The following is a 23,841-nucleotide window of genomic DNA, read 5'->3' as shown; positions in this document are numbered from 1 at the left end:
AGCTTTGCGATCTTGCGCTTTTTATGCGTTAAAATAATATAAAAAAACTTTTGCGCGCTTTGCGGTAAAAAATATCTTGTAGTTAAATTACTTCAAAACTGTTGCCAATTCTACAATTTCAAATTCAGGATTATGTTCCACAAATTCTCTAATCATTGCTGTATGTCCCGCTCCCAATAAAACCATTATTTTATCGTCTTTGCTTTCAGTTAATTTCTGAATTAAAGCATACATATAAAGATTTCTTCTATACCATTCTGAAACCAAATAAGCACCCACGAAATTATCCGTTTTTCCGCCCTTAATAGCTGTTTCAAGATACCAGCTAATATTATCTTCATTTGATGCTTTTGTATTAATATCCATAAGCAATTCGGTTAAGGAATATTTAGCAATTTTTGCATTTTGATCTGTTTCATAATGTTTCATCGTCTCTTCATTTCTTTTTATCAAATCAAACTGACCTGCTGCTGTCATTCCTTTTACCAAACTATCATAAGGAAAGTCAGTGTTGTTGTAATCAATTGCGTAAAGTTGTTTATGATCTAATTTCTTTGCTGATCTTAATGCAAGCTGAACAATTTCGTCAGCATCTTTATGAAGTAAACTATCCGTATTTTTATTGTAGAATTTATCTAGTTTTGCTTGTTTCTCATAGTTCCATTCTACGAAAATTTTATCCGGTCCAAACTTTTTGATTTTATTCGTGATGTTCTCCAACTCTTTCTGGCTCTTGTCTGACATAACATTAAACGTATTTACTTTAGCAACATCAAGTCCCGGATTTTCAAAATGGAAAGTTCCAAGTAATAAAATTTGTTTCTTTTTTGATTGAGCAGAAACAGCGTTGAAAGCAATTGTAAAAAGAAATAGTAAAGCGATTTTTTTCATGATGATTTGTTTTAAATTCATGACAAATGTATAGTAGCTTTTAAGGTCAATTTTTACTTTTTGATGAACACCAAATTCCAAAGCACCAACATTCAAAATTTGCTGCTGAAAAATTTCGTGTACTGTTTTTGATAGTTCATCCCATAAAATTGATGTTTTGTATAAACGTAGTATTCATGTAAAGTCATAGTTGTATTTTTGAAGTATTAACCACATTATTATGAAGCTTAAAATTCCTTTCTATTATCATATCATCCTTTTTTTGGGACTATTTGTAACTTTTTATCTTTGGGATATTGGAGTAAATAATCGCGAAATGAGCTTTGTTTTTAGTACGATGTATTTCTCGTTTAATGTGACTTTCGTGCTGTCTGTTTTTATCGTTTATACTCTTAATTTTTATACTTTTTATGATTTGTTTTTTAATAAAAAGAAAATAGTATTCTACATATTAAGTATTCCGGTTTCATTATTGATTTTTGCAGGAGTTCGCTATTTTTTGCAGGAAGTTGTAGTTTTTGAAATTACCGGAATTCATAATTATGCCGAAAGAACAAGAGAAGTAACGTATTATATTCGTGACAATTTTTTCTTCGGGTTACCGGCGATTATTTTAAGTGTTTTGAGCTATTTGTTTTGGCAATTTCAGGATACATACAAGCAAAATCAGCAATTGATTTTAGAAAATAAAAAAGCCGAATTGCAAATGCTCAAATCACAAGTAAGTCCGCATTTTTTGTTCAATACGCTTAATTCGTTTTATAGCCAGTTGATTTTGAAAGATGATAAAATGGCTTCGGATATTTTAGTACTTTCAGATTTGCTTCGATACGTAATTACAGAAACCGATAAAGAAGAGGTTTTCCTTTCAAAGGAAATTCAGTTTGTCGAAAATTATATTCATTTGCAGAAGAAACGCTTTGAAGATCAGCTTTATTTAGACTTTGAAATAGAAGGGAATTATTCAAATGAAAAAATCATTCCGTCAGCTTTGATCCATTTTATCGAAAATGTTTTCAAACACGGAAAACTAAATAATCCATCAGAAAAAGCCATTATTTCGATCAAAATAAAAGATGACTTTTTAGAACTATCAACCTTTAATTATAATGTTGAAGGCGAAAATTATTCATCAACCGGAATTGGTTTTGACAATCTGACCAAACGTTTAGAATATGCTTATCAAAATCATTTTCTACTCGAAAAAACCACAGAAAACAATACCTTTAAAACGTATTTGAAAATTCCATTAAATAAATAGAAAATGAAGTTTAAATGTATCATTGTTGATGATGAACCGCCAGCAACCAGAATCCTTGAAAATTATATCGAAAAAGTCTCTTTTCTGGAAAAAGTGGGTGTTTTTAATGATTCATTAAAAGCATTAGAGTTTCTAAACACACAAAGTGTCGATGTTATTTTTCTGGATATTCAAATGCCGCAATTAACGGGTTTACAAATTTCCCGAATCATTTCTAAAGATATTAAAGTCATTTTTACAACGGCATATCCTGATTTTGCATTAGAAGGATTTGAGTTAAATGCGATTGATTATTTACTAAAACCAATTGCTTTTGAACGTTTTTACCAAGCAGTTTCAAAACTAAATTCTGAATCAAAAACCGAAGTTGCAACAAGTAATTCATCTGATTTTATTTTTATTAAAACAGATGGTAAAAATAAATTTCAGAAGTTGCTTTTAGAAGATATTTTGTACGTAGAAAGTCTTCAGAATTATGTTTGTATTCATACTCATAAACAGCAAATTATCACACATTCATCTTTAAAAAATGTAATCGAATCATTGCCCGAAAAAGATTTTATTCAAATCCATAAATCTTTTGTCGTTGCATTAAAACAAATAGAATCCACAGATAGTTTTTCGGTTTTTATCAATGCAAAAGAATTGCCAATTGGAGCGACTTTTAAAGATGCTTTTTTTGATCGTATTGATCAGAATAAGATATAAATATTATTGTGTTTTGGAGATGATGATTTAACGCAAAGTACGAAAGAATTTTTGTCTTGGATTACGATTATAAACGCAAAGTTCGCAAAGCTTTATCAATATAGCTTTGCGAACTTTGCGTTTAAAAAATCTTTGCGTGCTCTGCAGTTAAATTTTTGCAGTGCGTCTAAGCAATGTATATTTACGATTTTTTACCTTTACCGTTTTTGTAAATCACTTTTTCTACAACCTGTACTTTAGGAGCCGTTTTCGTGTTGTTTTTCTTGAAAGGTTTTTTAGCAGCAGGACCAGATTTAGAAGGAGCTTTATCACCTCTTCCTTTTTCAGCATCTTTTGCACTTGCTTTAAATTCAGGTCTTTCTTTAGTGCTATCTTTCTTAGGGATTTCGGCTTTATGTTTTGCTAAAACATCGTTAGGGTTTTTAGGATTTTCTTTCGTTCCTCTTAAATGAATTACCAATCCGTTTAAGAAATTACGCAAAACCTGATCACCACATTCCATGTAATTTTCATGATCTTCGGCTCTAAAAAAAGCTCCCAATTCTGATTTTGTAATTCTAAAATCTACTAATTCTAAAATTTCAACTATTTGGTCGTCACGGAGCATCAAAGCCACGCGAAGTTTTTTTAGGATATCGTTATTCGTCATTTTTTGTTTTTTAATTTCAATTTGTTTCAAGTTTCAGGTTCCACAATCTTTGTCATTCCGACGAAGGAGGAATCTCCGCAATGTGAGCAACCAACGAAGATTCCTCTTTCGTGTGAATTACAACTATGCGCTTATTTTTTACAAAGGTACGTTTTAAAACTAATTTGATTACAATTTATTGAAGTGAGCGAAAGGTTTTTTGCCACGAATTGCACAAATTTTCACTAATTGCGTTGCGTTTAAAATTTAATTCGTGAAAATTAGTGTAATTCGTGGCTACCTTTACTTTGCATTGAAACTATTAATCGTTTAAGATATTTACTAATTTATCTAAATCTTCCCTAAGATGATTTGCAGTAATTACGATTCGGTTTAAGTTTTTGGAGTTTGACTGATATTTAAAACTGGCGATAATGATTTTGTTTTCTTTTAATAATTCAATCAAATTTTCATCTTCCAAATAAATTAAAGGATAGGATTTATCAAATTTTATGTTGTCATTTTTGATTAACGTTTGATCAATATAATTCAGATTTTCAATCAATTTTTGATGTTGTAATTTATATATTTCTGAAGCATCAGCAAGAGTCTGAACAAAAGCAGGATTCATTCCGGCAGCAGAAATAAAAATATCCATTTCCTTTATTTGGTTGATAAATAAAGCATCACTTGCAATAACACCACCGTTTAAGCCAAACGCTTTTCCTAAAGACGAAATCATGATTTTTCTTTTTATGGGAAGATCAATTTCCGAGTAAATTCCAGAACCATTTTTTCCTAATATCCCAAAAGAATGCGATTCATCAATAAGTAAAGTGATTTCTTTATGATTCGTGATTTCCTTTAAAATAGATAAATCAACAGCCTTAGTTTGAAAACCGGAAACGCCATCGGTCAAAACCGTAATTTTTTCAAATTTAGAATCTAATAAACGTGGATTTATTTGGTCATTTATAAATATCGGCAAACTCTCATTAGTCTGAATTGCTGTGTGATTATTTGGGAAATGAAAAAAAGAATTTGTTTGTTTTTTCAGTTGATCGATCACTAATTTCCCTGCGAGCATTCCGGACGAAACCGTAACGGTGCTTTCGGCTTTTATATAATTGGCTAAAAAATTCTCACCATTTTCATAAGCCGTTAATTTTATATTGGCACTTCTGGAACTTCCGTAAGTAGTTCCCCATTGTCGAATGTTTTTAATCACCAATTCCTGAAAATTTTTATTTGTAGGCAATCCCAAATAAGCCGTTCCTCCAAAATACAAATAATGTTCCTGGTTAATCTCAATAATTCTATCCGGAAACTGATTGACATTCATAGTTTTAGATTAAAGTAACTCCGGTTCCGTTCAAATCAGAATAATGAATAACGCCATTTTTTATTGTTACGCCAGTTGCGATATCTTGGGCTAAAAGTAACGCACCATCCATATCAACATAATCTAATTGTGGTAATAAATGCGCAATTGCAGATATTCCCACCGTTGATTCCGTCATACAGCCCACCATAGTTTTTAATCCCAATTTTTTGGCTTCTTCAATCATTCGTTTTCCGGGAGTTAATCCGCCACACTTTACCAATTTTACATTTACGCCATGAAAATGGTTGAAACATTTTGCTACATCTTCTTCAATAATACAGCTTTCATCGGCAATTATAGGCAAAACCGAATGTTTGAAAACCTCTTTATGGGCTTCCCAATTATCGGCTTTCATAGGTTGTTCCAGAAATTCAACGCCAAGTTTTTTTAGTTCAATGGCATTATTAATCGTTTCCTCAACGTTCCAGCCGCAATTCGCATCGATTCTAAAAATAGCATTTGTATGTTTTCGAAGTTCTTTTACAATCGCAATATCTTCTTTTGTTCCCAGTTTTATTTTATAAATAGGCCAGGGAAGTTCCTGCATTTTCGAAACCATTTTTTCTATAGAAGCAATCCCAATTGTATAATCTGTAAGCGGATTATTATCGATAGAATAATTCCATAAGTCATATAATTTTTTGCCTTTTTTGCGTGCATACAAATCATTATAAGCGAGATCTAAAGCGCACAAAGCAAACATATCACCTTTTAAATACGGGTAGATTTTTGCCCAAAATTCATCAGGAGTTTCATTCTCGGTAGTTTCAATAATGCTTCTGATTTTTTCTAAATCCTGCATCATTACCGGAACCGTTGTTTTGTAATAAGGATTTGAAGTTGCTTCTCCAAAACCTGAAAAACCATCACTTTTAAGTTCGACAATCAGCGATGGCTGAAAATCAATCGATTCTCTGGAAATAGTAAAAGTGTGTTTTAGTTTTAAATTGTATTCTCTTAAAATTAATTCCATAATCTGATTGTTTTTTAATTTAATAACCCAGCCAAAGAATCGCTTTTACAAAACCATCCCGCCAGAGTTTTTCGTTATGTTCTCCGCCTTTTACAATTTTCGATTTGGTAAGACGCAAACAATAACAACGTTTTGTATCTAATAAACGTTCCATTTTAGTCATATCTTTTACCATATCATCACTTTCTTTGTCTCCACATAAAAAATAAATCTTGGTTTTGATTTTTGGAGTTTTCTCTGTTAACGTATAAATGTCATTCGAAAACCAAAATGAAGGTGAAAAAACGCCTGCTTTTCCAAATATTTCGGGATATTTTAAAATAGCATAATACGAAACTAATCCTCCAAGCGAACTTCCCATAATAATAGTGTTTTTGGCTTTTGGTTTAGTTCTGTAATTTGTATCGATATAAGGTTTTAATGTTTTTACAATAAAATCAAGATAATTATTGCCATTTCCGCCACCGTATTTTTCATTTTTGTACGGCGTTAATTCGTCCATACGTTTGTCATTTCCATGTTCAATTCCTACGACAATAACCTGCGCTTTCAAACTATCCAATTTTTCGTCTACATTCCATTCACCGGAATAAGAGGTTTTGGAATCGAATAAATTTTGAGCATCGTGCATATAAATCACGCTATATTTTTTGGCTGTAGCCGAATAATCTTTAGGAAGGTAAATCCAGATTTTTTTAGTCGTTTTTAATTGAGGCGCTTCAATCGTAAAAGTGGATACGTTTTTTGAAGCCGTACTTTCTTGCGCGCTTGCAACAGTGATCCAAAGCAATATAAAAAAGAAGAATCCTCTAATCATGACTTCTGTTGCGTTTTAGATTTAAAAACAATATTTTAGCTAAAAATAATAAATTGATGAATACCGAAACAGAAAAGAGAAGTTTACTTTTAGAAATGATTGCTTTTTCTACCGTTGATGGGCAATTGCATAAACGAGAGTATGATTTTTTGTGGCTGGTTGCGCAGGAATTAAGTATTGAGTTGAGTGTTTTTCGCGATTTATTTCATCAGGAAAGTACAAATTCGATTATAAAATCTGAGTTTCAGCGTATTCAACAATTTTACAGATTGGCTCTGATTATGTATTGCGACGGTATTTTGCATGAAAAAGAAGCCAAAGCCATTCAGCAAATTGCAATTGAAATGGGACTGAATCCAAATGCGACCAAACGTGTTTTAGATTTAATGAAAAAAGCGCCAAACGCAATAATTGATCCGAATGTTTTATTGAAGGTTTTTCAGGAACAACATAACTAAAATAGAAAAGGACTGTATGATACAGTCCTTTTTAATATTAAGGTTTTATTTTTTTTGAAGGTTGAAATTTTGGATGTCCTGTATTGGAGTAAGCGAAACTAATTATATTTGCCGAAATTTCTATATTTTTTGTACTGCTATTACCTATTCCGTGTCCAGCCTCAAAATCTGTAAAAAAGAGTATTGGTTTGTCGGATGTATTAGCGTTTTGGAGAAATGCAGCAAATTTTGCTGGTTCCCACGCAGTGACACGAGGATCATTAATTCCAGCTGTGATTAAGGTTGCTGGATATGAAGTTCCTTTTTTAATATGATGATAAGCATCCATTTCTAATAAAGCTTTAAAATCTGCTGGATCTTTAACTGTGCCAAATTCAGGAATATTGGCTGGTCCGTTAGATTGAATTTCTGACCGAATCGCATTTAATGAACCTGCGTCAATTATTGATGCAGCAAATAAATCCGGACGTTCAGTAATTGCCCTTCCTATTAGTATTCCGCCTGCGCTGTAGCTGCGAATTGCAACTTTTTTTGCTGTAGTATATTTTTGATTAATCAAGTATTCTGTTGTTGCGATCAGATCCTTCCAGGTATTTGGCTTAGTTTCTTTGAAACCCTCTTTATGCCAGGTTTCTCCTAACTCTCCGCCACCTCTAACGTGAGCTACAACATAAATACCACCATAAAGACAATAAGGTAAAAGCCTTCCAGGACTAAAATAAGGTTCAATAGAAGTTCCGTAAGATCCATATCCTAATATAAGTGCAGGATTATCTCCATTTAGTTTGGTGTTTTTGTCATAAATAATTGAAACAGGAACCATAACACCGTCGTATGAAGGAATCATAATTTCTTTTGAAACTATGTCTTTAAATTCTGGATATTCGATAGATTTTGTTAAAGGCTGGAAAGTAAATGTATTGGCTGATGGATTATATAAATATCTTTTAGACTGAGAAGTCCAGCCTGAGAATGTCATCCAGATATCACTTTTGTTTTCATTTGGAGCTGAAAAAGATACTGAACCTGACTGAAAAGGTAATTTTAATTCAACCGGATTCGTTTTATTTTTTGCCAGGAAATACACTTTTGCCTCAACACCATTTTCTGTAATTGAATAATACAAACCATCTTTTGTGAGATCAAAATTTGTAATGTTGCCATTTTTAGGTTCTTTAACTATTGTTACGGCGTTTTCTATTCCAGGATTTGAAAGAGGTACCTTGATGATTTTGAAGTTAGAGGCATTCTTAAAAGTTAGATAATAGATAAAATCTTTATCATGCAGATAATTAACAACTTCATCTTTTTTACTGACCAAACTTGTCCAGCTTGTTGGAGAGAAATTATTCTTGAATTTGCTGGTGTAGAGTATAATTCTATTGTCTACAGTACGAATCAGAGCATAGTTTCTATTTGAATTTTCATGATAAAAATTATATGGACTTTCTTCAGGACCAATATTAAGTTCCGGATTGGTAGTATTAGAAAGAAATTCAATGTCTTCTTTTTCAGTTTGACCTAATTTATGATAATAAACTTTGTTGTTTAATGATCTATTTAGATCTGTAACATCAGATGAATTTTTTCTTGTAAAAGTAAATGAATTTCCGTCAGGCATCCAGGAAGCATAGCTATATCCGCATTTATCAAATACTTCAGGATATATTTTACCGGTAATATCAATTATAAACATATCGCTGCTTTCGGATCCGTTTGGAGAAACTTCAATAGCAACTTTATCTCCTTCAATATTTGGGCGAATTGTACTTATATTATAAGTAACAGCATTAGTTTTTTTGTAAGTCAGGGGATCAAAAAGCAGTTTCTCGGTTCCCTCAAATCCTTGTCTGTAATATAATTTAGGATTTTCCTCATTAGCATTTCGTTTTAAATAGAAGTACGTATTATTTTTGGTTATCTGCAAACTAGAAATTACACTTTCTCTTCTGGAATCCAGTTCTCTTAATGTTCGTATTAAGTTTTCACGTTCTGGAATTTCGTTTAATTTCTCGTGAGCATAGTCAGCATTGCTCTTCATCCAGTCGATCACTTTAGAATCGTTAAGATTTTCGAGATAACGATAAGGATCAGATATGGTTTTTCCAAAATAATCGTCGGTAGCAATTACTTCCGGTGCTGGCTGTGGTTTACTTTGTCCTGAAAGAGAAATTATAGAACCTAGAAAAGAAGTAGTAAGTAAGATAAATCTTTTATTCATAAATTATTTAGTTTAAAATACCAGAAGTATCAGGTGAGTTTTTAAACGTAAATATATAAAACCATCTTAGTTAATTGATTTTTTTTTTAAGCCAATTGTTCCTGTAGTTTTTTGATATCATCACGTAATTTTGCCGCTTGTAAAAAGTCCAGTTCTTTTGCCGCTTTCTCCATTGATTTTCGTTTTTCACGAATCATTTTTTCCAATTCTGCTTTAGATAAATAAGCCGTTTCTGGTTCGGCAGCAGCAGATAAAGTATGTCCTAATTCATATTCAACCAAAGGATTTTTAGTAAAAGCACTTTCGATTTTTTTGTTCAAGGCCTGAGGCGTAATTCCGTGTTCAGTATTATAATTAATCTGTTTGGTTCTGCGATAATCTGTTTCATCCATTGTTCTTTGCATACTCGCCGTAATTTTATCGGCATACAAAATCGCTTTTCCGTTTAAATTTCTTGCCGCACGACCAATAGTTTGCGTTAAAGATCTGTGATTACGTAGAAAACCTTCCTTATCAGCATCTAAAATGGCAACAAGCGAAACTTCAGGTAAATCAAGTCCTTCACGAAGTAAATTTACTCCAATTAAAACATCAAAAATACCTTTTCGTAAATCCTGCATAATTTCAATACGCTCTAAAGTATCCACTTCAGAATGGATATAACGGCAACGAATATTCACTTTAGTTAAATATTTGGCTAATTCTTCTGCCATTCTTTTGGTCAGAGTCGTAACTAAAACTCTTTCGTCGAGTTCACAACGAACGTGGATTTCTTCGATTAAATCATCAATCTGATTCAAACTCGGGCGAACCTCAATAGTTGGATCTAATAATCCTGTTGGACGAATAATTTGCTCGACATAAACTCCATCCGTTTTTTGCAATTCATAATCTGCCGGAGTTGCAGAAACATAAATAACCTGATTTTGCAAAGCTTCAAATTCTTCAAATTTTAGCGGTCTGTTGTCCATTGCGGCAGGTAAACGGAAACCATATTCCACCAAATTTTCTTTACGGCTTCGATCGCCTCCATACATAGCATGAACCTGTGAAACGGTTACGTGACTTTCGTCAACTACCATTAAAAAGTCGCTGGGAAAATAATCTAATAAACAGAAAGGTCTTGTTCCCGGAAGTCTTCCGTCAAGATATCTTGAATAGTTTTCAATTCCGGAGCAATATCCCAATTCCCGAATCATTTCTAAGTCGAAATTGGTACGTTCTTCCAGACGTTTTGCTTCCAGATGTTTTCCTGTTTCTTTAAAATAATCAACTTGTTTGACTAAATCCTGCTGAATTTCCCAAATTGCACCTTGTAAAACTTCCGGAGAAGTTACAAACATATTGGCGGGATAAATGGTTAGTTTTTTAAACTTTTCAATAACTTGTGAAGTCTTGGCGTCAAAGGATTCAATCTCTTCAATTTCGTCTCCAAAAAAGTGAATTCTATAAGCATCATCGGCATAACTTGGATAAACTTCAACCGTATCACCTTTAATTCTAAAAGTTCCGGGAGTGAAATCGGCTTCAGTTCTGGCGTATAAACTCTGAACTAAGCTATGTAATAATTTAGTTCTTGAAATTACCTGATCTCTTGCAATTTCGATTACGTTTTTCTTAAATTCAACGGGATTTCCAATACCATACAAACACGAAACCGAAGCCACAACTAAAATGTCGCGACGACCTGAAAGCAGGGAAGAAGTTGTGCTTAAACGCATCTTTTCCAGTTCTTCATTGATAGATAAATCTTTCTCGATAAAAACTCCTGTAACAGGCATAAAAGCTTCAGGTTGGTAATAATCGTAGTACGAAACGAAATATTCTACTGCATTATTCGGGAAAAATTGCTTGAATTCCGAATACAATTGTGCAGCCAATGTCTTATTATGAGCCAAAACCAAAGTTGGTCGCTGAACTTCCTGAATCACATTGGCAACTGTAAATGTTTTTCCGGAACCTGTAACTCCTAATAAGGTCTGATATTTTTCACCATCAACAATACCTTGCGATAGTTTTTCGATGGCTTGTGGCTGATCGCCTTTTGGACTATAATCTGAGAATACCTGGAAATTCATTTGAATGAAAAATTTGTTTTGTAAAGATACAAAGTTTGAATTCTATAAAAAAGGATTGCCACGAATTACACGAATCGCCCGAATTTTATAAAAAATAGAATTTAAGAATCATATTATTGATTATGAATTTATAAAATCAATTTTAAATCATTCGAGAAAATTCATGGCGAAAAAAAATCATTCTAAAAAATTGATCATCGCATCATTCACTACTTTTGGTTGATCGATAGTTAAAAAATGTCCTGCATCTTTTATCATTTGAGTTTTGCTGTTGATTAAATATTTCTTAGCTCTTTCTAAACTTTCTTCTGAATTAATGACATCATTATCACCAATTAAAACTAAAACGGGATTTGTAATCGACTTTAATTCATCGTCTGAAAAAGGATGCATTTTGAGCATACTTGAATTAGATTTAGCATATTTATTGGCCAGATAAAATTGTCTTTTATAAATAGGACTAATTTTTTCAGGATGTGTTGAAAATGTTTTTAATGTTTTTCCGAATTTCTTTTCGCTCGGAAAAAGTTTCAGCATTAAGGCAGAAGTTGTTTTGCCAACTTTATCTATAAATTTAAAAGTTTGAGCGGGACTTAATAAAACTACCTTATCAATTGAATTTCCTTTTTTGGTTGCTAATAAAGTAGCAATCCAACCGCCACGAGAAGCTCCCACAATATCAAATTTCTTTAATTTATAATGATCAAAAACTTCATTATATAAAAGCACGATTTCTTCTGATGAAAGTGGTTTTGATGTCAATGTAGATTTTCCGGGTTCCATCATGAAATCAATTGCATAAATGCGATGATTTTTGGCTAAAGGTTTAATATTAGGAAACCACATTGTTGAACTGGCGTCCATTCCGTGGAGTAAAACTAAATCTTTTCCGTTTTTTGGACCAGACATAATAACGTGAGCTATTCCGTAAGTGGTTTTTACATTTTCTTCGGAATACGGAATGTCCCAAAGTTTTAGGGATTTGTCGTATGAATTTATATATGCCTGTTTTTCGCTTTTTGTTTTAAAAACGTAATCGTCAAATTTGACTTTTTTAGTAGACGAGCAACCTGTCAGTAAAAGTAATAGTAGTATTCTAAAGTATATTTTTGGCATAGTATAAAATTCAATTTACTTTAAAGGTACGGAAATTACGCACGGATAAAGTATCAGAATTTTATTTTAAAGTATCATAATTATAAGACTTTTGGATTTCGACTTGTATGTCTTATTCTTAAAATTTGGATTGTTTTAGAAGTAATTCTGTAGGATATTCGATAGTTAGAAATTTCGAAAGCTCTATAATTACCATTATTTGATATTTTCATTTCATCTAATTCATAGATTTCCCAATTTTTGATCAATATAGTAACTGAATTAGTAATTGAATCAATAATTTTAACTGGAATGCGCTCAGTTTTGGATTTTTTTAATAAGTAAAAATAAATTTTTTCAAGCTGATTTTGAGCAATAATTGACCAAATTATTTCTTTTTCCATTGCTCAATTTTATCCATAACCTCTTTGTGAGAATAATAATTTCCATTTTCAATCTCTTCTTCAGCAACTTTTAGTTCTTCGTTATACTTAGTCAAATAACTCTTTGAAGAATTGCTACGACTGTCTAAGATAGTTTTTAAAGCAGATAAAAATGATTCGTCATCAATTTTTGAAATTTCAGAAATCAAAATATTTTTAAGTTCAAGAGTATTCATAGTAATATAATTTACACGAAGTTACAAAAAACAATAAATAAAAATAACATTTATGATTCTAAAAACTTCCAGGCTTTTTGTTGGCTTTCACTTAAAAATGTCCAGGCAACGATTCGGCTTGTTTTTTGGCCTTGAGCCATATCGATTGTTTTTATTGAAGATGCATTTACTTTATTTAGTGTTTTGTAAATGCTTGAAAGGTTTTCTCTTTTTGAAACTAAAGTGGTGAACCACAAACATTGCATTGCAAATTTTGAGCTTTCGTAAATCATTTGGGTAACAAAACCAATTTCTCCGCCGTCGCACCATAATTCGGCGTTGTGACCTCCAAAATTCAGGACTGGATTTACCTTTTTTCTTTCCTTCGTTAAGTTTGAAACTTTACGAACGGTACTTTGATTCGCATCTTCGGCAGAAGAATGAAATGGGGGATTACACATTGTGAACGTAAAACGATCTTCGGGCGTAATGATATTTTTGAAAATGAAACGAGATTCGGTTTGTTGCTGTAAACTTATTGCGTCAACTAATTTTGGATTTGCTTCGATAATTTTACTGCAATTTTCTATCGCATTTTCATCAATATCTGTTCCTACGAAACTCCAATCATAAATTGCATTTCCTAAAATAGGATAAATACAATTAGCGCCTGTTCCAATGTCCAAACCTAAAACTGAAGATCCTTGCGGAATAATTCCGTTGTTGGTTTCACCAAGTAAATCGGCTAAATAATGGATATAATCTGTTCTTCCGGGAATTGGCGGACAAAGATAATTTTTAGGAATATCCCAGTTTTGTATGTCGTAATACGTTTGTAATAATGCTTTGTTAAGCGCTTTTACCGCAAGAGGATTACTGAAATCAATGGTTTCAATTCCGTGAATATTTATGGCAACGTAGCCTTTTAATTCGGGACAATTTGCGATCAGAAGTTCAAAATCATAACGGGATCGATGAAGATTTCGAGGATGTAAATTGTTTTTTTCGGAATTGTCTATTTCTTTCATTTTGTAAATTTCCGTGCAAAGATAGTCATTCTTTTTGCGGTAAATGATAATTATAAAAACGATTGACCTTTGGGCAAATTCCAATATTAAAATTCCAAATTGCAAATTCAGATTTAGACAAATCGAAATATAAATTTTTGGTTTGTTTTAGATATAAAAATGATGTTTCTAGGTGTTAATTTTTTCTCGCAGATTTAAAAAGATTTAAACTGATCTGTGCGGATAATTATTCCAAATTTAATCTGCGTAATCTGCAAAATCTACGTGAAACAAAAATCCTTTAATCAGGGCTTTTTTATAATCTATGTTTCTGTATGTTTAATTTTTTCCCGTAGATTTAAAAAGATTTAAACTGATTTGTGCGGATAATTATTCCTAATTTAATCTGCGTAATCTGCAAAATCTGCGAGAAACAAAAAACTTTTTAATCAATGCTGTTTTAAAATCTATATTTCTGTATGTTTAATTTTTTCTCGCAGATTTAAAAAGATTTAAACTGATCTGTGCGGATAATTATTCCTAATTTAATCTGCGTAATCTGCAAAATCTGCGAGAAACAAATTTTTTTTAATCCATGCATTCCATTAGCAATAAATCACCATTTGTATGGGTAATGCTGACTAAACCATCTTGCGCGACAGAATTGCTGCTGCCGGTTCTGTAACCAATTGTCAAAGTATCATCTTTTAGAGGATATAGTAAATTGGTAGAATTAATTCCGTTAACGACGCCAATGGGAATCAGCGAAATTGGCGTTTTTGCCGTGTACCATTTTTCGAATTTATTCGGCAACAAGAAAATTTTAGAATGATCGTCGAGGATTACAATTTTAAGTAAATTGCGATAACGAACAATATTGGTAAGATTTGTAATGGTATGATCGGCACGTTTTCCGGTTGCCCAAACTACATTTACAGCAGGGATTTTTCTAGCGATTAAATAATCAAAAGCTTTCTCTAAATCGGTTTTATCCTGATCTGGAGTGTGTACAATTTCGATAGGATATTGTGAGGTTTTGTAGATTTCAGGATCAAAACCATTATCAAAATCGCCTAAAAGCACATCGACTTTTATGTCAAGTTTTATAACTCTTTCAATGGCAGAATCCAGCACGATAACGAGTGGCGACCATTCGAGCAATTGTCCTAATAATTCTGGGTTGCATGCTGCTCCGTTTGCAATAATTAATGCTGGTTCCTGGTCGTCGCGTACGATATGGTGTGAAGACATTTAGATTTTTGATTTGAAATGTGCTGTAAATGTACGAAAGGTTAAGATTTTAGAGGCAGATTTTAGATTTTAGATTTTTTTTCCTTGAGCTAGTAATGGAAGGAGTTTTGCCACAGATTATAAAACCAAAACTAATTTTTCTTAATCTCTTAATAGTTAAAAATCACTTTGCTTTGAAAGTTACAGCATCAACTTCTATCAACATTCCGTCGATGGCTAGTTTAGGAACGGGGATTAATGTACTTGCGGGAAATGGTTTGTTGTTCCAGACTTTTCTGATTTCTTCGTTCCATATTTTTAATTTTTCGGGAGAATGATCTACGATTAGAATGGTTATTTTCATAATATTTTCTGGTTTTAGATTGTAGCTTTCCAAAACTGTTACTATGTTTTGTAATGCAATTTGGGTTTGTTCTCTAAAACTATTGCTTAAAATATGGTTTTTTCCTAATCCGCCGCTTTGTCCTGAAATATAAACGAATTCTCCCAGAGTTGAAACTGATGATGCGTGTGATTTTGCAGAAAATGCACAAAGTGAAAATAGGGTAAAAAGTAAGTGTTTCATGTTCTAGAAATTTGAATTAATTGCAAAGTTTGCTTAATTCTAATTTCTAAACCTTTACATATGTTGAAGTTTCTTAAAAAAGTTTACAGTTTTCAGTATTCAGTCTCAGTCAACAGTTTTCGGTAAACTGTAAACTGTGACTGAATACTGTGACTGAATACTGAAAACTGTGACTAAAAAACTTTCTAAACCAATCTTCGGTGATAATTAATTTGTCCTAAATGATAACCTAAATGCGTGGAAAGATGTACCAAAAAGAATTCTGTTGTCATTTCCTTTTCGAATACAATTTGTGGATAAATCGCTTCTAAATCTTTTTCGGTTAAAGTATCAAGAGTATTATTCACAACCAGAATTGTATTGTCAATTTTGCTTATTAATTCGGATCTTGGAATATCTTTTAATGAAAATTCTAAAGGACGATTTCGAACATAACCTGTTTTTCCTAATTCAGCTCCAATATAACTATTTATGTTTCCTATTAAATGAAGACAAAGATTTCCGGCTGAATTAGAGATGTTTTTATCAATCACCCAAAGCTGACTTTCGTTTTGATATGATTCGATTTCGAGTTTTAATTTGTTTAAATCTCGATTAAAAAGGGATTTTAGTGTTTCTATTAGCATAGTATTTTTGTTTTTTAGCCACAGATTTAAAAGATTAATTCAGATTTATTCATAATTATAATCAAAATATAATCTATTTAATCACTGAAATCTGTGGCAAAAATTAAGCTTTATTAATAATTGGAATCCAGATTTCTTCTTCAGAATCTGGATCTTCTTTTTTGTATTTATCACCCATTACAGCAAAATGAGGTCTTTCATCTACTGTATATTGGGAATTTGGCAGCCATTCTACAAAAATAGAATGATAGGTTTTATGACCTTCACTTTGTGGGCCTTTATGAATAAAAACGGCATATAATCCGGTTGGAATTATGAGAGTTTCCATGTCTACGGGAATCCCATCGAAATTAGAAACTTCGACAGCGGCCCATTTTTGAAAGCTATTATTGGGATCAAAATTATCAAAATGACCTTTTGGAAAAACTTCAAGGGAATATAAATTAGAATCGACTGGATTCTTGATTTCTTTACGCCTTGGCATAAATGAACTCCATAATTGAAACGTTTTGTTTTCGATAAACGACATTACAATGTGTTTACCTATTAGTTTTTTTTCGGATAAAATTTCAATTCTGGCTTCCATATTAATTATTGAATTTTGTATTTCTTTATATCTGTTTCGCTAAGCGAAAAATAACCTAACGGATAATTCGCCTTATCATTTGTATTCATGATATTTCCTTTTACCGTTGCCGGAGGCGATTGAAAAGGTCCTCCAGTATTACTTCCCGCGATACTTACCAGGATATTCATATAATTGTAGTATTGTTTTGAAATTCCGTAATGTGTGATTTCGATTTCATTTCCAATAGCCAATTCGTCGTCATCAGATTGACTGAAATATTCATTGCCCTGAAAAAACTTGTCTTCACTTACATAGTACGTTGAGGTGATTTTATTTGAGTAAACATATTTATACAAATAAAAATTATCGATATCAGCGGGATCGTTATAAAAAGCACGAATTTCGATTTCATCTCCTGTAATTCCGCCTTCATTATTTTGTTCTACACGTGTTATTGGCGCTACAGATTTCAGTATTTCTGTTGCATTATAAGTAACTCCTTTATTGATTACGGTTAACGTATAAGTTTCGTCAATTACGGGTTTGAAGTTTGTACAAACATACCTTCCGGTTTTTGGAATTTCAGTAAAATTAAAGTGCTCATTTTGGCTGTTTTGTATAAAAACCGTCGCTCCGGAAACCGTTGGGATCACATTTTCAAAATAGCCAGTTGTTGTACTTAATTTTATGGTTTGCTGATTTCCTGTTGTTCCTTTTTGCCAATTGATGGCAGCTTCGATTACTAATTTTGGCGGCGCGGTATCGAGATTAACATCAACAACTTCCTCACAATTTGTGAAGAAAATTGATATAAAAAGTACGATTAATAAGGTTGCTTTTTTCATGATATATCTTTTGTTTTCTTTTTCAGAAAAATAGTTTAAAATTTAAAATTATAACTAACGGCAGGAACGATCCCAAAAATAGAAGTTTGTACCGCTTCATTTGCGCCCGTATCAACATTCTGACGGAAATTGATTGACGCTGCGTTATGGCGATTGTACAAGTTATAAATGCTAAAAACCCATTCGCCTTTCCAGTTTCTGTCTTTATTTGTTCTTGGCGTTAAAGTTGCCGAAACATCTAAGTGATGATAAGCAGGTAAACGGCTTTCATTTCTTTGTCCGTAATTAGGAACCGTGATTCCTAAATATTCATATTGACCGTTAGGATATGTAACGGGCTGACCGGATTGCAAAGCAAAGTTAGCTCCAAAAGACCATTTCTCGTTTAAATTATAAGCTGATGTAACGGCTAAATTATGTGTTTTATCATAGGCAGAACTGTACCATTGTCCGTTGTTGATTCCTGTTTCTTCGGCATTTCTTCCTGGAGTTTGTTGTTGTGATTTTGATAAAGTGTACGAAATCCATCCGTTTAATTTACCTTCATTTTTCTTTAGCATAAATTCTAAACCATAAGCGCGCATACGTCCGTTCAGGATAACTTGTTCAATTGCATCATTTGCAATTAAATCAGCACCATCGATGTAATCTAATCGGTTTTGAATTTTCTTGTAATAGGTTTCAACTTCTATAGAATATGCGCCATTATTGATATTTCGAAAATAACCTAAAGCAACCTGATCTGCAATTTGCGGTTTGATATAATTATCACTTGGCATCCAGACATCAAGCGGAGTAGGCGATGAGGTATTCGAAATCAATTGAAGATATTGCGCCATTCGGTTATAACTTGCTTTAATCGATTGATCATCATTTAATTGATAAGCAACTGAAAAACGAGGTTCTAAATTGTTGTAATTCTGAATCTCTTTGTTTTTGCCAAAATATTTTGTTGATGTTGGTGTTGCTTTTTCATAAATCTGCATATCAGTATTAAAAGTAACAGGTTCGTTATTTTCATAATAATTGATTGTCGATGAGCCTAAACGATAAAATAAACTGTAACGTAATCCGTAAGAAACTGTGATTTTTTTCGAAAGCTGATTTTCTGCTTCAATATAAAGAGAAGGTTCAAAGGCATATTTTTTATCTAATTGATCCGAATTAATTCCAGATGTTTCATTACTTGGTTTGATAGTTCCGGGATTAAATTCGTAGTAAATCCCGTTTACGCCATAATTTAGTTTGAATTTATCTGAAATATAGTTTTTGAAATCGTATTTAATATTATAGTTTTTGATTCCCGAATCCCATTTGAAACCTACAAAATCCAGATCTAATCCATAATAATAATCGCTGTAAATCAACGATAAATTAGCAAATAATTTATCAGAATATAAATGATTCCAACGCAAATTTAAGGTTGAATTTCCGTAAGTATTCGTGAAACTTTTATTTAAACTAAAAACATCACGACCAAAGTAACCAGATAAATACAAGCTGTTATTATCGTTTAATTTATAACTTAATTTTGTGTTTAAATCATAAAAATAAGCTGAATTGTCTTTTTGCTTTTCTGACAGTTTCAGGAATAAATGTGCATAAGAAGCTCTTCCTCCAATTAAAAACGAACCTTTGTCTTTCACGATTGGACCTTCGGCAAGAATTCGACTGGAAATTAATCCAATTCCTCCATTTACATGAAATTCTTTACTGTTTCCGTCCTTCTGATAAATATCTAATACAGAAGAGGCTCTTCCGCCATAGCGAGCAGGAATTCCGCCTTTGTATAATTTTAAATCCTTAATTGCATCGGGATTAAAAACAGAGAAAAATCCAAATACATGAGAGGAATTAAATATTGTTGCTTCGTCTAATAAAATTAAATTTTGATCAGCTCCGCCGCCGCGTACATTAAATCCTGAAGCTCCTTCGCCGGCATTTGTAACTCCGGGAAGTAATAAAATCGATTTTAAAACATCGACTTCACCCATAACTACGGGCATTTTTTTAATTGTGGCAATAGAAAGTTTATTGGCACTCATTTCCGGAGATTTGATATTTATTTTACCCCTATTATCTTTAATTACGACTTCCTGAAGTTCTTCGCCGCTTTCGTTGATTCCGAAATTTGTTTTTGTATTTTGATTTAAATTGACTGTTTTCTGAATGGTTTGATAACCAACATAACTGATTTCGATTTCATGCTCACCTTTTGGAACCGTAAGAGAATAAAAACCATATTCGTTAGTTGTAGTTCCAATTTTTAAAGAGGGAATATAAACATTTACACCAATTAAGGTTTCATTGTTTTTAAAGTCAGTAATTGTTCCGCTTAAAGTAAATTTTTCCTGAGAAAATGAAGTTAAAGCCGTTAAAAGAAGTATAAAAAGAAGGCCAATTTTTTTTGTAATCATTGTCTTGTATTTGAAGCACATAGTTAATAATTCTTACTAAATATTGGTGTAGAACTATTGTTAAACATTAGTTAAGAATATTTTTTTTAAGTTGTAAAGGTGCAAAGGTTCAAAGATAAAGAGGTTCAGAGGTTCAGAGTTTTGGTTTAAAACAAAAAAAGACAACTTTAAAAGTTGTCTTTTTTATAATATCGTAGAGACGCACTACTGTGCGTCTCATCCTTGTATTTTTTATTATTTTATTTCAGCAATAATTGAGTTGAATGTTTCACTAGGACGCATTGCTTTACTCATTAACTCAGGAGTTGGCTGATAATAACCACCAAGAGTTTGAGGTTTTCCTTGTGCACCAATTAATTCAGCATCTATTTTAGTTTCGTTAGCTTCAAGTTCAGCCGCAACAGGAGTGAAAATAGCTTTTAAATCTGCATCTTTATTTTGAGCTGCTAATGCCTGAGCCCAATATAAAGCAAGGTAAAAATGAGATCCACGGTTATCAATCTGACCTACTTTACGAGCCGGAGATTTATCATTAGCCAGGAATTTGTCGTTAGCTTCGTCAAGAGTTTCAGATAAAATAATTGCTTTAGAGTTGTTTAAAGTTTGTCCTAAATGCTCTAATGAAGCACCAAGAGCTAAAAATTCTCCTAATGAATCCCAACGTAAATATCCTTCTTCAGTAAATTGCTCAACATGTTTAGGAGCAGAACCTCCGGCACCGGTTTCAAACAATCCGCCACCATTCATTAAGGGAACGATAGATAACATTTTAGCCGAAGTTCCTAATTCTAAAATTGGGAATAAGTCAGTTAAATAATCACGTAAAACGTTTCCTGTTACAGAGATAGTGTCTAAGCCTTTAATGATTCTGTCTAAAGTAAATTCAGTAGCAGCAATAGGATTTAAGATACGAATATCTAAGTTTGTTGTATTGTGATCTTTTAAATATTTTTGAACTTTTATGATCAATTCTCTGTCGTGCGCTCTGTTTTCGTCTAACCAGAAAACAGCAGGAGTATCAGATAAACGAGCTCGGTTTACAGCAAGTTTAACCCAATCCTGAATAGGAGCGTCTTTTGCCTGACACATTCTAAAAATGTCATTAGCTTCAACATCCTGCTCCATTAAAACAGTTCCCTTATTATCAACTACACGAACAACTCCGTCAGCTTTTAGTTGGAAAGTTTTATCGTGAGATCCGTATTCTTCAGCTTTTTGAGCCATCAAACCTACGTTAGGAACACTTCCCATTGTTTTAGGATCAAAAGCACCGTGTTTTTTACAAAAATCGATTGTTGCAGTATAAATACCAGAATAAGCACGATCCGGAATAACAGCGATTGTATCTTGTTGTTTTCCTTCTTTATTGTACATCTGTCCAGAAGTACGAATCATTGCCGGCATAGACGCGTCAACAATAACATCAGATGGAACGTGTAAATTAGTGATTCCTTTATCAGAATTTACCATTGCAAGAGCTGGTCCGTTTTCGATTGCTTTAGTAATGTCAGCTTCAACTTCAGCTTGTTCAGGTCTTCCTGCAATTTTTGCGTAGATATCACCTAAACCGTTTCTTGTATCAATATTTAATTCAGCAAATAAAGTGGCATATTTTGTAAAAAGGTCAGCAAAATATACTTCAACGATAGCGCCAAAGATAATTGGATCTGAAACTTTCATCATTGTAGCTTTTAAATGCACAGAAAGTAAAACGCCTTCTTTTTTAGCATCGGCAATTGCAACAGCAACAAAGCTTTTTAAGGCTTTTAAATGCATTACAGAACTGTCGATTATTTCGCCTGCTTTAAGCGGAGTACTTGCTTTTAAAACAGTTGTTGTACCATCTTTAGCAATAAATTCAATTTTCACATCGTTAGCTTCTGTAACCGTAAGTGATTTTTCACTTCCGTAGAAGTCACCGTCCGGCATTGAAGCAACTTTAGTTTTTGAATCAGCAGACCATGCACCCATTGAGTGTGGATTTGCTTTTGCAAAATTCTTCACTGCGCGGGGAGCTCTACGATCTGAGTTTCCTTCACGTAACACCGGATTTACAGCAGAGCCTAAAACTTTAGCATATTTAGCTTTAATTTCTTTTTCGGCATCATTTTGAGGATCTTCCGGAAAATTAGGAATTTTGTAACCGTGAGATTGTAATTCAGCAATAGCAGCTTTTAATTGCGGTACTGATGCTGAGATGTTAGGTAATTTGATGATATTAGCTTCAGGTTGTGTCGCTAATTGTCCTAATTCAACTAAAGCGTCACCGGTTTTTTGAGCATCAGTCAAAAGTTCAGGAAAATTTGATAAAATTCTACCTGCCAAAGAGATGTCTCTAGTTTCAATTGCAATACCGGCAGTAGCAGTAAATGCCTGCACAATTGGTAAAAAAGAATAAGTCGCTAATAATGGCGCCTCATCAGTTAAGGTGTAATAAATTTTTGAATTCTGTGTCATTTTTTTTTTTTTTTTATAATCGTATCGCCAAAGAATAGCGATGTAAAAGGTATAGTCGGCTCAGAATGAGCGGAGCAAATATAATAAAAACAGTCCGAAAACGGTATAGTTTTCCTGAGAAATACCGAAATTATCAGATTGTTATTTCGAAGTCATTTAATTATCAAATCGGTGATTTAGATATTAAAAATTTACAGTTTTGATGAATCAGAGGTAAAAGAGGAAGGTTTTGAAAAATGAAACGCTAACGCTTGCATAAATCCATTTTAGTGTTAATTGTTTTTGTATGAAAAGTTATATTTTTGACTGATGTGCAATAAGTAGATATTATAATCGGAAAAACCAAAAGTGTGATTTTACAAAGCCAAAAGTATAAAAAAAATTATTAAGCCTCTTTACTTAAATATATTTTAGAAGACATTTAAACATAAAAAAACCTCTATTTAAGAGGTTTTTTTTAAAGTCCTTTTTGACGTTGATAGTAGCTTTTCTCTTCTTCTATTGGCTCAGCTTTTAATCCCATTACTTTTTCATAGTATTGGATAATTGCTGATTTCTCTAAAACAATTTTGTTTCTTCGAACATCACATTCCAGTCCTAAAACACCTAAACCCCTTCTAATATCAAGGGCAAAATTCATATCATAAAACATAAAATCTAATTCATATATTCGAAATAATTGTTCTATTGCCTGATATCTTCTATCTCTTTCCTCCAATTTAGATGCTTTAAGCAAATGCTTTTCTACTGCTAATTTTTCAATAATTGTCATAAGTTTAAATATTTAGACATACAAAATTAGATCTGAATCGTTAAAAAATGTAACAAACAACTGTTATAAATTGTAACGAAATCAGCTTTCTAATATTTTTGTAGTCTTTTAATTATATCTTATATGGATATTCTGGATAAAGTGAGCACCTAATTCTGGATAAAAGTGAGCAGTATAAATGAACTCAAAAAGGTGTCTAAAAAGTAGTTTAAAAATATAAA

At 32.5% G+C, this 23,841-nt stretch carries 22 protein-coding genes; 3 read left to right on the top strand and 19 right to left on the bottom strand.

The features are described 5' to 3' along the window. Nucleotides 1-87: 87 nt before the first annotated feature. Nucleotides 88-891, bottom strand: coding sequence for a DUF5694 domain-containing protein (locus ACHZDT_RS21135; protein ID WP_394776684.1), 804 nt, complete (start codon nucleotides 889-891; stop codon nucleotides 88-90). 220 nt (nucleotides 892-1,111) lie between these two features. Here ACHZDT_RS21135 and ACHZDT_RS21130 point away from each other — a divergent pair, with 220 nt between their 5' ends. Both ACHZDT_RS21130 and ACHZDT_RS21125 read left to right on the top strand, forming a co-directional pair. Then, nucleotides 1,112-2,152, top strand: a complete 1,041-nt coding sequence (locus tag ACHZDT_RS21130; protein ID WP_394776683.1) for a sensor histidine kinase — start codon at nucleotides 1,112-1,114, stop codon at nucleotides 2,150-2,152. Nucleotides 2,153-2,155: 3 nt separating this feature from the next. After that, nucleotides 2,156-2,860: a LytR/AlgR family response regulator transcription factor gene (locus ACHZDT_RS21125; RefSeq protein ID WP_394776682.1), complete on the top strand. Its 705-nt coding sequence runs from the start codon at nucleotides 2,156-2,158 to the stop codon at nucleotides 2,858-2,860. A 181-nt stretch (nucleotides 2,861-3,041) separates the two neighbouring features. Here ACHZDT_RS21125 and ACHZDT_RS21120 read toward each other — a convergent pair whose 3' ends face one another. The 4 genes from ACHZDT_RS21120 to ACHZDT_RS21105 all read right to left on the bottom strand — a co-directional run bounded on the left by ACHZDT_RS21120 (nucleotide 3,042) and on the right by ACHZDT_RS21105 (nucleotide 6,662). Next, entirely contained in the window at nucleotides 3,042-3,509 is a 468-nt protein-coding gene (locus tag ACHZDT_RS21120; RefSeq protein WP_213297120.1) for a DUF1456 family protein, read from the bottom strand. A gap of 301 nt (nucleotides 3,510-3,810) precedes the next feature. Continuing rightward, nucleotides 3,811-4,830, bottom strand: coding sequence for an aminotransferase class I/II-fold pyridoxal phosphate-dependent enzyme (locus tag ACHZDT_RS21115; RefSeq protein WP_394776681.1), 1,020 nt, complete (start codon nucleotides 4,828-4,830; stop codon nucleotides 3,811-3,813). 4 nt (nucleotides 4,831-4,834) lie between these two features. Continuing rightward, nucleotides 4,835-5,845, bottom strand: coding sequence for a dipeptide epimerase (locus ACHZDT_RS21110; protein WP_394776680.1), 1,011 nt, complete (start codon nucleotides 5,843-5,845; stop codon nucleotides 4,835-4,837). Between the two features lie 19 nt (nucleotides 5,846-5,864). After that, nucleotides 5,865-6,662: an alpha/beta hydrolase gene (locus tag ACHZDT_RS21105; protein ID WP_394776679.1), complete on the bottom strand. Its 798-nt coding sequence runs from the start codon at nucleotides 6,660-6,662 to the stop codon at nucleotides 5,865-5,867. Between the two features lie 56 nt (nucleotides 6,663-6,718). Here ACHZDT_RS21105 and ACHZDT_RS21100 point away from each other — a divergent pair, with 56 nt between their 5' ends. Next, nucleotides 6,719-7,120 carry an excinuclease ABC subunit B gene (locus ACHZDT_RS21100; protein ID WP_394776678.1) on the top strand — a complete coding sequence of 134 codons (402 nt, stop codon included), beginning with the start codon at nucleotides 6,719-6,721 and terminating at the stop codon, nucleotides 7,118-7,120. Nucleotides 7,121-7,157: 37 nt separating this feature from the next. On the opposite strand, the gene ACHZDT_RS21095 is transcribed toward ACHZDT_RS21100, so the two are convergent. From ACHZDT_RS21095 to ACHZDT_RS21030, 14 genes are all read right to left on the bottom strand, one after another. Then, entirely contained in the window at nucleotides 7,158-9,341 is a 2,184-nt protein-coding gene (locus tag ACHZDT_RS21095; protein ID WP_394776677.1) for a prolyl oligopeptidase family serine peptidase, read from the bottom strand. A gap of 86 nt (nucleotides 9,342-9,427) precedes the next feature. Continuing rightward, nucleotides 9,428-11,419: an excinuclease ABC subunit UvrB gene (gene uvrB / locus ACHZDT_RS21090; protein ID WP_394776676.1), complete on the bottom strand. Its 1,992-nt coding sequence runs from the start codon at nucleotides 11,417-11,419 to the stop codon at nucleotides 9,428-9,430. A gap of 177 nt (nucleotides 11,420-11,596) precedes the next feature. Next, the gene (locus tag ACHZDT_RS21085; protein ID WP_394776675.1) at nucleotides 11,597-12,535 is read right to left on the bottom strand and encodes an alpha/beta fold hydrolase; all 939 of its coding nucleotides are present in this window, start codon (nucleotides 12,533-12,535) and stop codon (nucleotides 11,597-11,599) included. An 80-nt stretch (nucleotides 12,536-12,615) separates the two neighbouring features. Next, on the bottom strand, nucleotides 12,616-12,918 hold the full coding sequence (locus tag ACHZDT_RS21080; protein WP_394776674.1) for a type II toxin-antitoxin system RelE/ParE family toxin: 303 nt from the start codon (nucleotides 12,916-12,918) through the stop codon (nucleotides 12,616-12,618). Beyond that, nucleotides 12,903-13,133 carry a hypothetical protein gene (locus ACHZDT_RS21075; RefSeq protein ID WP_394776673.1) on the bottom strand — a complete coding sequence of 77 codons (231 nt, stop codon included), beginning with the start codon at nucleotides 13,131-13,133 and terminating at the stop codon, nucleotides 12,903-12,905. Before ACHZDT_RS21075 ends, ACHZDT_RS21080 begins: the two co-directional genes overlap by 16 nt. 50 nt (nucleotides 13,134-13,183) lie before the next feature. Next, entirely contained in the window at nucleotides 13,184-14,140 is a 957-nt protein-coding gene (rlmF, locus tag ACHZDT_RS21070) for a 23S rRNA (adenine(1618)-N(6))-methyltransferase RlmF (RefSeq protein WP_394776672.1), read from the bottom strand. A gap of 567 nt (nucleotides 14,141-14,707) precedes the next feature. Next, a complete protein-coding gene (locus ACHZDT_RS21065) occupies nucleotides 14,708-15,370 on the bottom strand; it encodes a thiamine diphosphokinase (protein ID WP_394776671.1) in 663 nt (220 codons plus the stop codon). 163 nt (nucleotides 15,371-15,533) lie between these two features. Further along, nucleotides 15,534-15,935 (bottom strand): RidA family protein, encoded by a 402-nt coding sequence (locus ACHZDT_RS21060; protein WP_394776670.1) that lies wholly within the window; start codon nucleotides 15,933-15,935, stop codon nucleotides 15,534-15,536. 185 nt (nucleotides 15,936-16,120) lie between these two features. Beyond that, nucleotides 16,121-16,561 (bottom strand): DinB family protein, encoded by a 441-nt coding sequence (locus ACHZDT_RS21055; RefSeq protein ID WP_394776669.1) that lies wholly within the window; start codon nucleotides 16,559-16,561, stop codon nucleotides 16,121-16,123. Nucleotides 16,562-16,664: 103 nt separating this feature from the next. Continuing rightward, the gene (locus tag ACHZDT_RS21050) at nucleotides 16,665-17,147 is read right to left on the bottom strand and encodes a GyrI-like domain-containing protein (RefSeq protein ID WP_394776668.1); all 483 of its coding nucleotides are present in this window, start codon (nucleotides 17,145-17,147) and stop codon (nucleotides 16,665-16,667) included. Nucleotides 17,148-17,152: 5 nt separating this feature from the next. Further along, nucleotides 17,153-17,974: a DUF4249 domain-containing protein gene (locus ACHZDT_RS21045; RefSeq protein WP_394776667.1), complete on the bottom strand. Its 822-nt coding sequence runs from the start codon at nucleotides 17,972-17,974 to the stop codon at nucleotides 17,153-17,155. A gap of 35 nt (nucleotides 17,975-18,009) precedes the next feature. Then, entirely contained in the window at nucleotides 18,010-20,391 is a 2,382-nt protein-coding gene (locus ACHZDT_RS21040; protein ID WP_394776666.1) for a carboxypeptidase-like regulatory domain-containing protein, read from the bottom strand. A 234-nt stretch (nucleotides 20,392-20,625) separates the two neighbouring features. Next, nucleotides 20,626-22,848: an NADP-dependent isocitrate dehydrogenase gene (locus ACHZDT_RS21035; protein WP_394776665.1), complete on the bottom strand. Its 2,223-nt coding sequence runs from the start codon at nucleotides 22,846-22,848 to the stop codon at nucleotides 20,626-20,628. 457 nt (nucleotides 22,849-23,305) lie between these two features. Next, nucleotides 23,306-23,620 carry a hypothetical protein gene (locus tag ACHZDT_RS21030; RefSeq protein WP_394776664.1) on the bottom strand — a complete coding sequence of 105 codons (315 nt, stop codon included), beginning with the start codon at nucleotides 23,618-23,620 and terminating at the stop codon, nucleotides 23,306-23,308. Nucleotides 23,621-23,841 lie beyond the last annotated feature (221 nt).

Source organism: Flavobacterium sp. (assembly GCF_043722275.1).
Lineage (GTDB): Bacteria > Bacteroidota > Bacteroidia > Flavobacteriales > Flavobacteriaceae > Flavobacterium.
The sequence above is the reverse complement of the archived record's forward strand: the minus strand, read 5'-3'. Positions and strand labels throughout refer to the sequence as shown.

Coding starts and splice junctions, on each gene's coding strand:
- ACHZDT_RS21080 (WP_394776674.1), bottom strand. CDS start 12,918: ATGGAAAAAGAAATAATTTGGTCAATTATTGCTCAAAATCAGCTTGAA.
- ACHZDT_RS21105 (WP_394776679.1), bottom strand. CDS start 6,662: ATGATTAGAGGATTCTTCTTTTTTATATTGCTTTGGATCACTGTTGCA.
- ACHZDT_RS21085 (WP_394776675.1), bottom strand. CDS start 12,535: ATGCCAAAAATATACTTTAGAATACTACTATTACTTTTACTGACAGGT.
- rlmF (WP_394776672.1), bottom strand. CDS start 14,140: ATGAAAGAAATAGACAATTCCGAAAAAAACAATTTACATCCTCGAAAT.
- ACHZDT_RS21040 (WP_394776666.1), bottom strand. CDS start 20,391: ATGATTACAAAAAAAATTGGCCTTCTTTTTATACTTCTTTTAACGGCT.
- ACHZDT_RS21120 (WP_213297120.1), bottom strand. CDS start 3,509: ATGACGAATAACGATATCCTAAAAAAACTTCGCGTGGCTTTGATGCTC.
- ACHZDT_RS21045 (WP_394776667.1), bottom strand. CDS start 17,974: ATGAAAAAAGCAACCTTATTAATCGTACTTTTTATATCAATTTTCTTC.
- ACHZDT_RS21110 (WP_394776680.1), bottom strand. CDS start 5,845: ATGGAATTAATTTTAAGAGAATACAATTTAAAACTAAAACACACTTTT.
- ACHZDT_RS21030 (WP_394776664.1), bottom strand. CDS start 23,620: ATGACAATTATTGAAAAATTAGCAGTAGAAAAGCATTTGCTTAAAGCA.
- ACHZDT_RS21115 (WP_394776681.1), bottom strand. CDS start 4,830: ATGAATGTCAATCAGTTTCCGGATAGAATTATTGAGATTAACCAGGAA.
- ACHZDT_RS21035 (WP_394776665.1), bottom strand. CDS start 22,848: ATGACACAGAATTCAAAAATTTATTACACCTTAACTGATGAGGCGCCA.
- ACHZDT_RS21130 (WP_394776683.1), top strand. CDS start 1,112: ATGAAGCTTAAAATTCCTTTCTATTATCATATCATCCTTTTTTTGGGA.
- ACHZDT_RS21055 (WP_394776669.1), bottom strand. CDS start 16,561: ATGCTAATAGAAACACTAAAATCCCTTTTTAATCGAGATTTAAACAAA.
- ACHZDT_RS21065 (WP_394776671.1), bottom strand. CDS start 15,370: ATGTCTTCACACCATATCGTACGCGACGACCAGGAACCAGCATTAATT.
- ACHZDT_RS21125 (WP_394776682.1), top strand. CDS start 2,156: ATGAAGTTTAAATGTATCATTGTTGATGATGAACCGCCAGCAACCAGA.
- ACHZDT_RS21075 (WP_394776673.1), bottom strand. CDS start 13,133: ATGAATACTCTTGAACTTAAAAATATTTTGATTTCTGAAATTTCAAAA.
- ACHZDT_RS21050 (WP_394776668.1), bottom strand. CDS start 17,147: ATGGAAGCCAGAATTGAAATTTTATCCGAAAAAAAACTAATAGGTAAA.
- uvrB (WP_394776676.1), bottom strand. CDS start 11,419: ATGAATTTCCAGGTATTCTCAGATTATAGTCCAAAAGGCGATCAGCCA.
- ACHZDT_RS21060 (WP_394776670.1), bottom strand. CDS start 15,935: ATGAAACACTTACTTTTTACCCTATTTTCACTTTGTGCATTTTCTGCA.
- ACHZDT_RS21095 (WP_394776677.1), bottom strand. CDS start 9,341: ATGAATAAAAGATTTATCTTACTTACTACTTCTTTTCTAGGTTCTATA.
- ACHZDT_RS21100 (WP_394776678.1), top strand. CDS start 6,719: ATGAATACCGAAACAGAAAAGAGAAGTTTACTTTTAGAAATGATTGCT.
- ACHZDT_RS21135 (WP_394776684.1), bottom strand. CDS start 891: ATGAAAAAAATCGCTTTACTATTTCTTTTTACAATTGCTTTCAACGCT.